Source organism: Dyella kyungheensis, from assembly GCF_049913195.1.
GTDB lineage: Bacteria > Pseudomonadota > Gammaproteobacteria > Xanthomonadales > Rhodanobacteraceae > Dyella > Dyella kyungheensis.
In genome coordinates, this window is the sequence record NZ_CP183983.1 from 422412 (window position 1) to 435311 (window position 12900).

At 61.1% G+C, this 12900-nt stretch carries 13 protein-coding genes; 11 read left to right on the top strand and 2 right to left on the bottom strand.

Translation table 11 applies throughout. The annotated features are described in order from the left end of the window. Positions 1 to 23 precede the first annotated feature (23 nt). On the top strand, positions 24 to 494 hold the full coding sequence (locus ACN9MB_RS01640; RefSeq protein WP_426270556.1) for a hypothetical protein: 471 nt from the start codon (positions 24 to 26) through the stop codon (positions 492 to 494). Here ACN9MB_RS01640 and ACN9MB_RS01645 read toward each other — a convergent pair. Further along, a complete protein-coding gene (locus tag ACN9MB_RS01645) occupies positions 491 to 2176 on the bottom strand; it encodes a PQQ-dependent sugar dehydrogenase (protein ID WP_426270557.1) in 1686 nt (561 codons plus the stop codon). The genes ACN9MB_RS01640 and ACN9MB_RS01645 overlap by 4 nt on opposite strands. 203 nt (positions 2177 to 2379) lie before the next feature. Here ACN9MB_RS01645 and ACN9MB_RS01650 point away from each other — a divergent pair, with 203 nt between their 5' ends. Further along, positions 2380 to 4497, top strand: a complete 2118-nt coding sequence (locus ACN9MB_RS01650) for a TonB-dependent receptor family protein (RefSeq protein ID WP_426270558.1) — start codon at positions 2380 to 2382, stop codon at positions 4495 to 4497. Between the two features lie 152 nt (positions 4498 to 4649). Continuing rightward, entirely contained in the window at positions 4650 to 5870 is a 1221-nt protein-coding gene (locus ACN9MB_RS01655; RefSeq protein ID WP_426270559.1) for a DUF418 domain-containing protein, read from the top strand. Between the two features lie 43 nt (positions 5871 to 5913). Here the strand turns inward: ACN9MB_RS01655 and ACN9MB_RS01660 are convergent, their stop codons facing one another. Next, positions 5914 to 6822, bottom strand: coding sequence for a LysR substrate-binding domain-containing protein (locus ACN9MB_RS01660; RefSeq protein ID WP_426270560.1), 909 nt, complete (start codon positions 6820 to 6822; stop codon positions 5914 to 5916). Positions 6823 to 7010: 188 nt separating this feature from the next. Here ACN9MB_RS01660 and ACN9MB_RS01665 point away from each other — a divergent pair, with 188 nt between their 5' ends. The 8 genes from ACN9MB_RS01665 to ACN9MB_RS01700 all read left to right on the top strand — a co-directional run bounded on the left by ACN9MB_RS01665 (position 7011) and on the right by ACN9MB_RS01700 (position 12740). Continuing rightward, the gene (locus ACN9MB_RS01665; RefSeq protein WP_426270561.1) at positions 7011 to 8141 is read left to right on the top strand and encodes an MFS transporter; all 1131 of its coding nucleotides are present in this window, start codon (positions 7011 to 7013) and stop codon (positions 8139 to 8141) included. Positions 8142 to 8188: 47 nt separating this feature from the next. Continuing rightward, entirely contained in the window at positions 8189 to 8707 is a 519-nt protein-coding gene (locus ACN9MB_RS01670) for a VOC family protein (RefSeq protein WP_426270562.1), read from the top strand. A gap of 335 nt (positions 8708 to 9042) precedes the next feature. Then, a complete protein-coding gene (locus ACN9MB_RS01675; RefSeq protein WP_426270563.1) occupies positions 9043 to 9855 on the top strand; it encodes a hypothetical protein in 813 nt (270 codons plus the stop codon). Positions 9856 to 9949: 94 nt separating this feature from the next. After that, entirely contained in the window at positions 9950 to 10465 is a 516-nt protein-coding gene (locus ACN9MB_RS01680) for an STM3941 family protein (RefSeq protein ID WP_426270564.1), read from the top strand. Positions 10466 to 10736: 271 nt separating this feature from the next. Further along, complete coding sequence (locus ACN9MB_RS01685; RefSeq protein ID WP_426270565.1) at positions 10737 to 11021, top strand: energy transducer TonB; 285 nt, start codon at positions 10737 to 10739, stop codon at positions 11019 to 11021. 251 nt (positions 11022 to 11272) lie between these two features. Then, the gene (locus ACN9MB_RS01690; protein ID WP_204637513.1) at positions 11273 to 11533 is read left to right on the top strand and encodes a hypothetical protein; all 261 of its coding nucleotides are present in this window, start codon (positions 11273 to 11275) and stop codon (positions 11531 to 11533) included. Positions 11534 to 11684: 151 nt separating this feature from the next. Further along, on the top strand, positions 11685 to 11963 hold the full coding sequence (locus ACN9MB_RS01695; RefSeq protein ID WP_204637514.1) for a hypothetical protein: 279 nt from the start codon (positions 11685 to 11687) through the stop codon (positions 11961 to 11963). Positions 11964 to 12362: 399 nt separating this feature from the next. Next, positions 12363 to 12740 (top strand): hypothetical protein, encoded by a 378-nt coding sequence (locus tag ACN9MB_RS01700; protein ID WP_426270566.1) that lies wholly within the window; start codon positions 12363 to 12365, stop codon positions 12738 to 12740. Positions 12741 to 12900 lie beyond the last annotated feature (160 nt).

Here is a 12900-nt window from a genome sequence, read left to right on the forward strand (position 1 = left end):
CGGCTCGGCTTGGGCGAGCACACATGAAGCAGATTCGCGAGCGCTTGTTGGATCAGGACTTCTGCGAGTGGTGCTATATACCCGTCACGGTGATGCTGGCTGCCTGTCTCCTCGTGTTCATCACGTGCAGCTATCAGATCGCCTGGGTGTTCACCGTCGAAAGGAATCTGATCCTGGGCGAGCCCTACCAGGTTTGCGAGCAACCGCTTGGGAACCGATGCAGCACAGAACACGATGCCCTATCGCCTGATCAAACGCGGACGGTCTTCGAGCCCTACATGTTCGAATTCAAGCCGGGCGTCCTGCGCTATGACCTCCACATCCACAAGCCGAAGTACAGCTTCTGGTATGAGTTGGATGGCGATGAAGCGATCTGGCCTTATTTGCCAGCCCTGGTCACGGCTTGGGTGATGAGTTTGCTGGGGCTGATTGCGTGGGTGCTTTTAGGCGGCCCCACGCATTTTGGACGGTTCACGCGGCATGGAGAGGATTAGTCGGCTTTCCCACCGCCATAGCTCACCCGCCAAATCACATTGGACCCATCGTCGCTGACCAGCAGCGAGCCATCATGGGCGGTGGTGATGCCGACAGGGCGGCCCCATGCCTGCCCGCTGGGCAGCACGAAGCCGGTGAGGAAGTCCTCGTACCCGCCGCTGGCACGCGCGGTGCCGTGGCGTGGCACGCGGATCACTTCGTAACCGACACGCGCGGAACGGTTCCAAGAGCCGTGCTCCGCGGCGAAGATGTCGCCGCGATAGGCTTCGGGGAACTGCGCGCCGTTGTAGAAGGTGAGTTGCAGCGAAGCGTTGTGCGGATTGAGCATCACATCGGGCACGATGGCCTTGCTGCCAAGTTCCGGACGCTTGCCGGCGTGACGCGGATCCTGGTGGTTGCCGATGTACCACCACGGCCAACCGTAGAAGCCGCCTTCCTGCACGTGGGTGATGTAGTCGGGCACCAGGTTGTCGCCCAGGCCGTCGCGTTCATTCACCGAGCACCACAGTTCGCCGCTCTTCGGATCCACGGCGAGTCCGACGGCGTTGCGGATGCCGCTGGCGAAGATGCGCATGTCCGAACCATCGGGCTTGAACACCAGGATGTCCGCACGGTTCTTCTCTTCCGGCGTGGTGTCGGGATCGTCCACGTTGGATCGCGATCCAACGGAAACATACATGCGCGCGCCATCCGGCGAAAACGCGATATCGCGGGTGGAGTGCCCGCCATCGCTGTGCGGCAGGTCCGCGATGTGTTCGGGCTTGCCGGCTGCCTGCACGTCGCCGTCCTTGTAGGCGAAGCGCACGACGGCGTCGGTATCGCCCACGTAGATCCATTGCGGATGTTCTGCCGGATAGAACGTGATGCCGAACGGTTGGGTGAGGCCGGTGGCGTAGACGTGCGTTTCCTTCGGATGGCCATCGGCGGTGACGCCGCGGAACATCGTGATGCGGCCCGCCTTGGTCTCGGCCACGAACACGTCGCCGTTGGGCGCGGTGCGCAGCAGGCGCGGATTGTTCAGCCCGGTGGCAAACAGTTCCACCTTGAAGCCCGGTGGTGCCTTGGGCCACACGTCGGCCGGCCGTGCCACCAGTTGCGGCGCGTTGCCGGCCGACTTGGTGTCGTACGGCTTGGGCAGATCGGCCGCGGTGATCTTGCGGCTGGTGCCCGGCGATTCGTAGCGGAAATCGGTAAAGGGCGGCGTCGGCGCGGGCCAGTTGCCAGGCGTCATCGAGGCGACGGCCATGGGCGCACCGGCGGCAGGCTTGCCGGGTTCCAGCGAATCGAGGTACGTCACGATCTTCCAGCGCTGCTCTTCGCTCAGCGAATCCCATGCGGGCATGCCGTTGGCCACATCGCCGTGCGTGATGAACCAGAACAGCGCGCCCGGTGGCGCCTTCTTCACCGTCGCGCTCGCCAGCGGCGGGACATTGCCATTGCCCTGGGCGGCCGCGCCATGGCAGGCCGCGCAATACGATCCAAACAACGTCTTGCCGTCGCTGACCGCATCCGCCTTGCCGGCGTAGGGATTCTGCGTCTTGTCCGTGGAGGCGGGCGCATTGTGGAAGCGCGCCAGGTCCTCCTGGGCCAGTGCATGCACTGAAACCATGCCGATCAGCGAGGCAAGCGCTATGAGCGCGCCAGCACGACGGGATTTGGGGGCGGGCCTTGAGCGTTTCATGTCAATCCTTGGGGCAAGGCGGAAGTGCTGTCATGTAAAGGTCATGGTCCGTCAAACGGACGTCCAGATGGCTTGGCCAAGCTATAAGCATGCCCCAGCACGCGTGCGTGTGGGGCATGTCGCGGATGACATATTTGTCACTTGCATCCATCGACATGCTTTCGTGATGATAGTCTGCTGCCTTCGATGCCCTGGGAGGGGCGATGCAGTTGCGGCGTGTCCACCTGATGATCGGCGCCGCATGCATGGCGAGTGGGTCGTGGGCAGCCTGTGCACAGCAGGTCACGCTGCCGGCCGTGCAGGTCAATGCCAGTCGCCTCGAGATGCCGCCACTGGATGTTCCTGCGGCGCTCAGCGTGGTCAAGGTTTCGCCATCGGATGTCGGCAACCCCGGCGTCAATCTCTCCGAGACGCTGGTGGGTGTGCCCGGCATCCTGGCGCGCGATCGGCAGAACTATGCGCAGGACGAGCAGATATCCATTCGTGGCTTCGGCTCGCGCAGCACCTTCGGCGTGCGCAGCATTCGTCTCTATGTCGACGGCATTCCCGCGACGTTGCCGGATGGCCAGGGCCAGGTGTCGCACTTCGACTTCGATGTGGCCGATCGCGTGGAAGTGCTGCGCGGACCGTTCTCCGTGCTGTACGGCAACGCTGCGGGCGGCGTGGTGCAGCTATGGAGCGCGCCGGGCACGGCCACGCCGCAGACCACGCTGGGTGTCTACGCCGGCAGCAACGACAGTTTTCGCTATCTCGCCGACACGCGCGGCACCGTCGGCGCCATGGATTACAACGTGGCCGCTTCCCAGTTCCTCTCGGGTGGCTATCGCGATCACAGCCGCGTCAATCGCCAGACCGCGCATGCGCGCCTTGGCTTCGACCTGGGGCACGGGCAGACGCTCACGCTGGTGATGAATCACCTGGATCAGCCGGTGGCGCAGGATCCGATGGGCCTCACCAAGGCGCAATTGCTGGCGGATCCGCGGCAGGCGTCGCCCGCCGCGGAACAGTTCGACACGCGCAAGAGTACCCGCCAAGATCAGGTGGGGCTGATCTACGAACGGCCTTCCGGCGATGACGGCCAATGGCGCGCGATGGTGTATTACGGCGAGCGCGAGATCACCCAATACCAATCCATCCCCGTTGCCACGCAGGCCAATCCGCTGCAGCCTGGCGGCGTCGTGCAACCCGACACGCACTACGGCGGCGCGGACCTGCGCTGGACGCACCGCGGCGACTGGCTGGGTGGCGATTACGAATTCGTCCTCGGTGGCGGTGGCGATTACCAGCGACAGCATCGCCTCGGTTACGAGAACTTCGTGGGCGACACGCTGGGCGTCAAAGGCGCGCTGCGTCGGGACGAGGACGACAACGTCAACAACGTGGACGCCTACGCGCAGTGGTACTGGCACTTCGAGCCCGCCTGGGCGCTGATGCTCGGGCTGCGGCATGACGACGTGCGTTTCAGCGAGCACGACTTCTACATCACGCCCTCCAATCCCAACGACAGTGGCGACGTGAACTATGCCGCCACCACGCCGGTGGCCGCCCTGCAATGGCGCCCGGGAGATGACCTGCGGCTCTATGCGAGCTACGGCGAAGGCTTCGAAACGCCGAGCTACAATGAGCTGGGTTATCGCAGCGACGGCCAGCCAGGGCTTGCCCTCGACCTTCGGCCTGCGCGTAGCCACACGGTCGAACTCGGCGCGAAATGGCAGGCGACGCAAATGCTCGCCTTCAACGCAGCGCTGTTCCGCGCCAACACGCGCGACGAACTGGCCATCGACACCAGCGTCAACGGACGCACCACCTATCGCAATGTGCCCGAAGCGAGGCGGCAGGGCATCGAGCTGTCGATGGACGGCGACATCGCACCGTCATGGCATCTGGTCGCCGGTTACACGCATTTGCAGGCCCAGTTCCGCAGCGGCTTCCTTACCTGCATTGCCACGCCATGCGTGGCGCCGAACGTGCCCGTGCGCGCCGGCAGCCGCATGCCGGGCGTGCCGGAAGATTACGGCTCCTTGCTGTTGCGTCATGGCGGCGACGCACGCTGGAGCCAGGGCATCACGCTCACGGGCGCGGGCCCGACCACGGCCAACGATTTCGGCACCGCGCGTGCGGCCGGCTATGTCGTCGCGGATGCCGACGTGACCTACACCTTCCCGTTGGGGCAGTCGGCGCGCATGCAGTTGAGCGCCCGTGTGAACAACTTCGCCGATCATCGGTATGTCGGGTCGGTGATCGTCAACGACGGCAATGGGCGCTATTACGAGCCGGCCCCGGGTCGGACGTGGATGTTGGGCGCGAGGTTCGTGTTCTGATGGGAGGAAAGTGTTGGCCGCATTTTCATGCGCTTCGTTCGCAAGGAACCTGCGTGCCATGCACCGCGCCTTTGATTAAAGTTCGCTCCTCGCTCGCATCCATGGCCCATGGGTCAGGTTGCGCCTGAAGTCCATCAGACCGGGGCAACGTCATGCAGCACGTCAGCGCCTTGACGCAGGATTGGCCGGCCGAGCCGCAATCGGTGCCCGTAAGAGCGAAGGAACGAATCCAGGCGATCGATGTACTTCGTGGGCTCGCACTGTTTGGCGTGCTGATGGTGAATCTCGTGACCGTGTTCCGTGTCTCGATCTTCCAGCAGTTTCTCCCGCAGGCGGCCGGTGTTTCCGTGCTCGATCACCTGACGAATGGATTCGTCACCACGTTTCTTGAGTCGAAGATGATCTCGCTGTTCTCACTGCTCTTTGGCGTGGGACTGGCCGTCCAATTTGAACGGCTAAGCGGCAACGATGCCCGGATGTTTCTGCTTCTTCGCCGGCTGCTTGTACTGCTCGCCTTTGGGCTGATCCACATCTGCCTGATATGGAACGGCGACATCCTCACCGAATATGCCTTGATCGGGCTCATTGCCGTCCCTTTTCTATTCGTTCCCAACCGTGGGCTGGCTGTTTCTGCGTTGCTATTGTTCGTTCTCTTCGCTTCCCTTTCATCGCTGCTCCCGTCCGGCTTCTGGCCCACGCAGGAGTGGCTGCGGCAGCAAGTGGCGGATGCCAACCACGTGTATGCGACCGGCGGATTCACTGACGTACTGAACTTCAGGCTGCAAGAGATAGGAGCGATTCTCCAATTGCTCATCTTCATATCGCCGCGGACGCTGGGGCTCTTTCTTGTGGGGATGTTGGTGTGGCGTACCGGCATTCTTCGTCGCCCCGAGATGCATAAACGCGCGCTCGTATGGGTCGCGATCCTCGGCACGTCGACCGGTTCGATCTTGACGTTCTTCGACGAAATGGGCTCGAACCCAATCTCAGGCGCGTTTCTACACTGGATATCGTGGGCGATCCCGCTTGGACCCGTGTTCGTCTCGTTTGGCTACGCGAGCATCGTCCTGTTGTTGTTTGCATTCACCCCGGCCAGACACGTGCTTGGAATCTTCGCCCCGCTGGGTCGCATGGCTTTCACCAACTACATACTTCAGTCCTTGATCTTCGGCTGGATTTTCTACGGCTATGGCCTGGGGTATTTCGGCCGATTGGGTGCTGCGCAAGCATTCCTGCTTGGATTGATTGTTTACGTCGCGCAGGTGCTGGCCAGCAAATGGTGGCTTGGGCGCTATCGATTCGGCCCGATCGAATGGCTGTGGCGGACGTTGATGTATGGAATGCGCCAACCGATGACATTACCCAGGGGCTGAGCTCATCCTCCATTGCCGGCCTTGTCCGCCCGGCGTGCTGACCCTAGTCGATGCGCAGCGAGGCAGTCAGCAGTTGGAGGATCGAATCGACCTTGGGCAGCAACTGACGGCTGCGTTGCCACACGAGATTGAGCGGCAGGCCTTCCACGTCCAACTGCGGGAGAATCTGCACCAGCGTTCCTTCCTGGAGTTCATCCCTCATCAGCCAGGTGGCCAACTGCGCGATGCCACAGCCAGCCTTTACGGCGCTGACCACCGCTTCGCCGCTACCAAGGGCCATGTTCGCTTCCACCGTCCACTGTTCGGTCGGGCCGGCATCCTGTGCGATCAACCAGGGAATGGTGCTGCCATCGGCGCGGCCGTAGACGACGGCATCGTGTTGACCGAGTTCCGCGGCCGACTGCGGCGAGCCGTGTTGCTGGAGATATGCGGGCGAGGCGCAAAGACTCAGTCGTTCGGCGCCCAGGTAGCGATGTCCCAAAGCTTCCGGCCAGATATTCATGCCGCCGATACGTACGGCCACATCGATACCTTCATCCACGATATCCACAAAGCGATCCGTGAACGAAAGATGGGGTCGAAGGTTGGGATGCTGCTCGAAGAACGGCAACAGCAGCGGCAGCACCTTCATGCGTCCGAAAGCAGCGGGCAGATCCAGGCGCAGATGGCCGGTGGGCTCCATGCGTTGCGCGGCCAATACCGATTCCGCTTCCGCGAGGTCCGCGAGCACGCGCGCGCAAGTGCGGTAGTACGCCGCGCCTGCATCCGTGAGGGACAGTGTTCGCGTGGAACGTTCGAACAGCCGGATGCCCAGTCGCGCTTCCAGCCGGGCCACGCTTTTGCCAACCGCCGAATTGGTCAGGTTCAGGCGCTCAGCCGCTGCGGTAAAGCTGCCGGCGTCCGCCGTGAAGACGAAGGCCTCAAGTCCTTTCAGTCGTTCCGAGGGGGTCATAGTGAACGCCTATTATGGATACAGATTCCAGAATTCATGGAAATAATACCCAAATAGGGATGATGCATCCGCAATAAGCTAGCGAGACCCTCTAGCCGCTCCCCCCTACATTCATGTCTTCCTTGCCAACAGCGACCCGGGGCGCCACGCCGTCCAGGCGCGGTGCTGCACCGGTCGCCATCCTGGCGGTGGCCGCCTTCGTCATCGTCACCACCGAGTTTTTGATCGTTGGACTATTGCCTGCGCTGGCGCGCGAGCTGCACGTTTCGATCTCGGTAGCCGGGCAACTCGTTACGCTTTTTGCATTCACCGTGATGCTGTTCGGTCCGTTGCTGACGGGCTTGCTCTCGCATATCGAGCGCAAGCGTTTGTTCGTCGCCATCCTGCTGGTCTTTGCAGTGTCCAATGCGCTCGCGGCGACGGCGCCCAACATCTGGGTCCTGGCGCTGGCGCGATTCATACCTGCGCTCCTGCTCCCGGTGTTTTGGGGCACGGCCAGCGAGACGGCGGGACAACTTGCCGGATCGCTGCATGCCGGACGCGCCGTATCGACGGTGTATCTGGGCATCTCGGCGGCGCTGTTGTTCGGTATCCCGCTGGGCACTCTGGCCGCACACGCCTTTGGCTGGCGTGTCGCCTTTGCGCTTCTGGCCGGCCTGTCGTTGTTGATGGCCATGTTGATCGCCTACTTCATGCCGACGCTGGAACTCCCACGACGCATGCGGCTCGGCGAGCAGGCGCGCATTCTCAAAGACCCGCGCTTTGTGGCCCACGTCGGTCTGTCGGTGCTGATCTTCACGGCGATGTTCACCGCCTATACCTACCTGGCGGACACGCTGGAAACCCTGGTCGGCGTTGCGCCGGCGCGGGTTGGCTGGTGGCTGATGGGGTTCGGCGCGATCGGACTGATCGGAAACTGGCTCGGCGGTCGCGCCGTCGATCGCAGCCCGCTCGGCGCGACGGTCATCTTCGTGGTGGTCCTGGGCATCGGCATGGCAGCGAGCGTGTCTCTGGCGAGCGCCCGTGGCTGGTTCGAGATCCCGTTCGTGCTTTGGGGCGTTGCCTACACGGCCCTCTTTCCGATCTGCCAGGTGCGCGTCATGAGGGTGGCCTCACACGCCCAGGCGCTAGCCGGCACGCTTAATGTTTCCGCGGCCAACGCCGGCATCGGACTTGGCGCAATCATCGGTGGCTTGGTCATACCGCACTGGGGCTTGGGCACCGTGGGCTATCTCGCAACCGCGATCTCGGCCCTGGCGTTGTTGACCATTCCTCTGATCGCCCGACTCAGATCAACGCGGGCTCATGCGGTCGCGTGAGGTTCGTGACTCAAAGGCTGTCTGCATCACCTATCGTCGAGAAAGGCATGAGCATTCCTGGAATCAAGAAAATCGATCACGTCGGTTTTACCGTGCCCGACATCGACGAAGCCGTGTCGTTCTTTCGCGATCACTTCGGTTTCGAGGTCGCCTATGAGTTCGGGCCCTTCGCGTCGAGCGACGACTGGATGGCCGTGCACCTCAACGTTGCCGCCGACGCTGTCATCGACAAGATCGTGGTGATGACCGCCGGCAATACGAATCTGGAGATCTTCGGGTATGCGCCGACCGAAACCCAGAAGAAGCTGCCGCCTCGCAATTCGGATATCGGTGGTCACCACCTGGCGTTCTATGTCGATGACATGGATGCAGCGGTGGCCTACCTGCACAAGATGAATCTTGCCGTGCTCGGCGAACCTACGGTGATGACGGAAGGGCCATCTGCTGGCGAAACCTGGGTCTATTTCCTCAGCCCGTGGGGCATGCAACTTGAGCTGGTCTCGTATCCGAACGGGAAGGCCTACCAGTGGGCGACGGACGCATCATTCCTGCAACGCAAAGCATAGGTCGGAAGAACGCCCAATCGCCGCAAATATCTGCGCCACAATCGTCAATATCTTGCGCTTGCCGATAAGCCGATGGCATGACGTGGGCGACCTGTTGTCGTCGAAAACAGAGCTGCGTGCTATCGCGTCAAGGCGCTGGCAATAACCATCGTGTGCCCGTGCCCAAGTTCTCTTATGATCCGGCCTTGACGGTCCATGTCCGCTTCTCGGGGGAGAGTGTCGCCAGGCCCCGTCATCCGTTGATACGTCGGGAAATCCTGGGCTCCGCAGGTTGTCCGTTGAAGGGCGACCGACCATGATCGTTTACTGATGCAGGTCTTTCACAGGGGGAAGACATGGCCTCGTTCGTTCGCTTCATGCTCGTGTGCACGTGCCTGTGGTTGGCGGCCTGCAGCCAACAGGCGTTGATCGACAAGCTCACGCCGCACCCGGCAGCGGACATCGCACAGTCCGTGCTTGATCAGGTGCGAAAGGGCGATGTGGAACCCGTCAAGGCCAGGCTCGCCGATTCGCTTCGACAAGACCCGGGCGTCGAGGCCAAGCTCAGGCAACTCACCGGATACTTTCCCGCCGAAGCGCCCCGGGCAGTCAAGCTGGTCGGCACCAAGACCATGCTCATCAACGGGGCCAGCCGCTATGACCTTACCTATGAATACGAATTCGCCGAAGGGTGGGTGCTAGGCAACGTAGTACTGGCGGGAGAGGGTGATGCCCTGCGCGTGCAGGGCTTGCACGTGCAGCGCATGGCGCAATCGGTGGAACAGCAAAACGCTTTCACGCTCAGCGGCAAGGACGCCACGCACTGGATCGTGTTGCTGGCTTGCATCGCCATCCCGTCATTGTGCGTCTATGCCTTCGTGCTCTGCCTGCGTACCCCGATCGTGCGCCGCAAATGGCTATGGGCGCTGGGAACCTTGCTCGGCTTCGGGACGCTGCACTTCAACTGGACCACCGGGGCTTTCGACTTCCAACTGTTGTCGATCCTGCTGTTTGGAGCCTCGAGCGTTGGCAATCTCTATGAGCCCTTGATCATGGGCATGTCGTTGCCGCTGGGCGCCATATGGTTTCTGGCTTGCCGAAGCGGGCTGCTGGCCAATGCGGCAGCGGCCAAGGCGGCAGAGGGGCCGCTCGTTCAAGAGCAGGCTTGAGTGGCAAGTGTCTGCTTCCGATCCGAACCATATATCGGCAACGTCATCACGCGGTACCTGAAAGTCTGAATTTCAACGCTTCTAAGGGGGAGCCATGGAAGGGAAGTTGAGCAACACGGAGCATGCCATCTATGAGATTCGCAACTCGGTCTGGAAGAATCTGGCGGTATTCGTTCTTTGCCTTGGCCTGAGCCTCGCGGCTGTCCTGGTATTACTCGGACCGTCGCATAGAGACTGGCCGTCAGTCGCCGGAGCGCTGTTCTTTGGTGCCGGCGCCGTCCTGTTCGGATTCAAGACTTTCGATAGGCGTGTGAAGGTATACGCCGATCGCGACGGCATCCAGGACTTCCGCACCAGTTTCGGCGAGATCGCCTGGAGCGAGATCGATTCGATCACGGCGAGAACCATCAAGGGCAACACCAATCTGACTTTGTACTTCCGCCATCCGGCGAAGTGGCTTCCCCGTTCGTCTCGCTTGACGCAATGGATAGTAAGCAAGACCAGGATGAAGTTTGGCGCATCGATATCCCTCCAGAACACGGATGTCGACGAACAGCAGTTCATACGTTTCATCGATGGGCAGGTCGCCGGTTCGGCGAAGGCCAGTTGAGCTTTCGACGACGCGTTAACGTCTGCTTCCTACGCGAAGTGGATGTTCCCAAACATCACGGGGAGCACGGATGAAGATGAGGAACACTAAAGCACGCAAGCGGTGGGTCGGTATCATGTGCTTCGCTGGCGCGAGCATGGCGATGTGGGCGACTGGCGCTTGCGCGCAAGGTCAGGCATCGGCCAGCGAGCAGGCCCCTGCCAGCGGTGCACTATCTGCCACGGCGCACTTCGTTTCGGCGGGCAACCTTCCGCCGACTCATCCCTCGGGCATGGACATCACCTACGCCTCGCAACACCAGCCGAAATATCCGCTGGCGGCCATACGAGCCCATCATGAAGGCACTGTCCTAGTCATGGCGCAGATCGGCGTGGATGGCCGGGTAACTCAGACAAAGATCGCGGGAAGCAGCGGCTTCCCCGAGCTGGACGAGAGCGCCGCGGCCACCGTGAGCGGCTGGAAGTTCAGTCCCGCATACAGAGAAGGTGCGCCCGTGGCCTCCTGGGCCCGTGTGCCGGTCAATTTTTCTTTGCCGAAGGTCGCTGCCAAACCTTGAGCTTTAGTGGCTCGTTGGGCGACTGCTTGCGACCCATGGCGGAGATATAAGTAGGTACAGATCGTTGGGCACACAATGCGCTCGGCTGCCGATAAGTTAGGCATCGCCAACAGGGTTGAAAGTGATTTCAAGAGTATCGGCTTGACCTGCCTATGCTGTGGGCAGCCCGTTCGGCCGCAAGTGTTGGATTATCTGCCGCGCTACGGGACCTTCAAGCAATTTGGCTGACCATCGATCGGGGTAAAAATTCTATGGATATCGATTCCTCAGCTCGCGCGATCCTTTTGGAACTGAGGGCGAAGGTAGAGAGCGGGGACGAAGGGGGAATCTACGGGGACCGGACCAAGGCGCTCCATGACATCGACGCGCTGCTCGCGAATACCTCGGCGAACCAAGTGAAACTGTTGCTCTTGCCAACGGCCAGTTTGCAGGAGCTCTCGATAGACTGTGGTTGGGGAAGCCAGTTCAACAATCTCGCGGCCCAGCTTGAGGCGGTTCTAGGTATCGATTAGGCGTATGCGGCTAAGGTCCGCTTCCGACCCGAAGCGGACATTCCTTTTAACGGATGATCCATGAGTTTTGGCGAGCGGTTGGCTCAAAAAAGGAGAAGGGACATGGCTACTCTCGAACGAGCGATAGCAATCCCGGCGCCGGAAATCCAGCATGAGTGAGTACAAATACTACGCAGTCAGCTACCCAATGGGGACCGTGCGAGCAATCTATAGAAGCGTGAGCACTTCGCCTTCCGACTTTGGGCTGCATGGTTTGTGGCGAGCCAAGAAGGATGGCTCTTGGTCAGATAGTGATGCTGATGTTGAGCCGCTGTTGAACGACTTCATGAGAGGCGACTTTGATCTAGTTGATGACGAGATCACTGAAGAGCAAGCGAACGCATATTTAAGTCAGTGGCGCTCAAGTGGATGTTGGCCGGGCCGCGAGTAGACAGTGGGCAAGCTGTTGGGGCGCACAAGGTCTGCTTCCGACCCATAGCGGACGGATTGGGCAGAGCTCATGGGAGGGGAGATGCAGTTCAAAGTGGAATACATATCCAGGTCAGAACCGTCGCCTTGCGTGATAGTCCGGCAGGTAGGGATTGGCAGTTTTGAGCTTGGTCCGAAACCGGCCCTCGATGGGATACCGGTTGCTCGACGCATTAGCCAGCCTCGGTCCTTAAAGCCCGATGGCACGCCCGACCCGTTCGTCTTTGCCTTCCAACTACTTTCGCGCGCAGATCTATCCCGGCTGACGGTCGGGCAGGTTGTGGAATTGGTAGGCTGAACCGGGACGTCTGCTTTCGACCCATAGCGGACGTGCTCGCTGGCGGGGACTTTGGGGGAATACGTGGAAATCGTGAGGCTGACCGGTTTTGAGACACACAGGGACGGCGGCTCGGTTAGTGCTTCGTTCGCAGCGACTGATGGCTGCGAATACACCTTGATGTTGAAGGTGAAGCTGGGATCGACCGGTGCGCGCATAGTAAAACTTGGCTACATGCCAGCTCTTTTGAAGTGCAACAAGATTGGCCGATTCGAACCTCTCCAGCCCCCTGGCTCCTTCTCGCCAGAAGACTGGGCTGAGACCGAGGTTGAAATCGACTGGGAAGCTGCGGAACAGGTGCTAGCAAACATGGGAGCGCACCTGGCGGGGTGCGCCTCAGGTGATCGAGACATTTACTCATCCATGCAATCGATCACCAAATTGAGTGGGGATGCCGGGTGATTCTAATGTCCGCTTACGACCCATAACGGACGCCGCAGAAGTGAAAGGGGTAAGGATGGTCCGCGTTGATTTCAGCATTTTCTACGCCGGTGGTTCCTATGGCCATGCGAGTGGCGACATCGACGTCGCCATTCCCGCTGGGGCGGGCGCGACTATCGAC

Excerpts from the sequence above, each read along its gene's own strand:
- ACN9MB_RS01640 (WP_426270556.1), top strand. The coding sequence starts at position 24 with ATGAAGCAGATTCGCGAGCGCTTGTTGGATCAGGACTTCTGCGAGTGG.
- ACN9MB_RS01675 (WP_426270563.1), top strand. The coding sequence starts at position 9,043 with ATGGCCTCGTTCGTTCGCTTCATGCTCGTGTGCACGTGCCTGTGGTTG.
- ACN9MB_RS01680 (WP_426270564.1), top strand. The coding sequence starts at position 9,950 with ATGGAAGGGAAGTTGAGCAACACGGAGCATGCCATCTATGAGATTCGC.
- ACN9MB_RS01660 (WP_426270560.1), bottom strand. The coding sequence starts at position 6,822 with ATGACCCCCTCGGAACGACTGAAAGGACTTGAGGCCTTCGTCTTCACG.
- ACN9MB_RS01695 (WP_204637514.1), top strand. The coding sequence starts at position 11,685 with ATGAGTGAGTACAAATACTACGCAGTCAGCTACCCAATGGGGACCGTG.
- ACN9MB_RS01645 (WP_426270557.1), bottom strand. The coding sequence starts at position 2,176 with ATGAAACGCTCAAGGCCCGCCCCCAAATCCCGTCGTGCTGGCGCGCTC.
- ACN9MB_RS01690 (WP_204637513.1), top strand. The coding sequence starts at position 11,273 with ATGGATATCGATTCCTCAGCTCGCGCGATCCTTTTGGAACTGAGGGCG.
- ACN9MB_RS01685 (WP_426270565.1), top strand. The coding sequence starts at position 10,737 with ATGGACATCACCTACGCCTCGCAACACCAGCCGAAATATCCGCTGGCG.
- ACN9MB_RS01670 (WP_426270562.1), top strand. The coding sequence starts at position 8,189 with ATGAGCATTCCTGGAATCAAGAAAATCGATCACGTCGGTTTTACCGTG.
- ACN9MB_RS01650 (WP_426270558.1), top strand. The coding sequence starts at position 2,380 with ATGCAGTTGCGGCGTGTCCACCTGATGATCGGCGCCGCATGCATGGCG.
- ACN9MB_RS01655 (WP_426270559.1), top strand. The coding sequence starts at position 4,650 with ATGCAGCACGTCAGCGCCTTGACGCAGGATTGGCCGGCCGAGCCGCAA.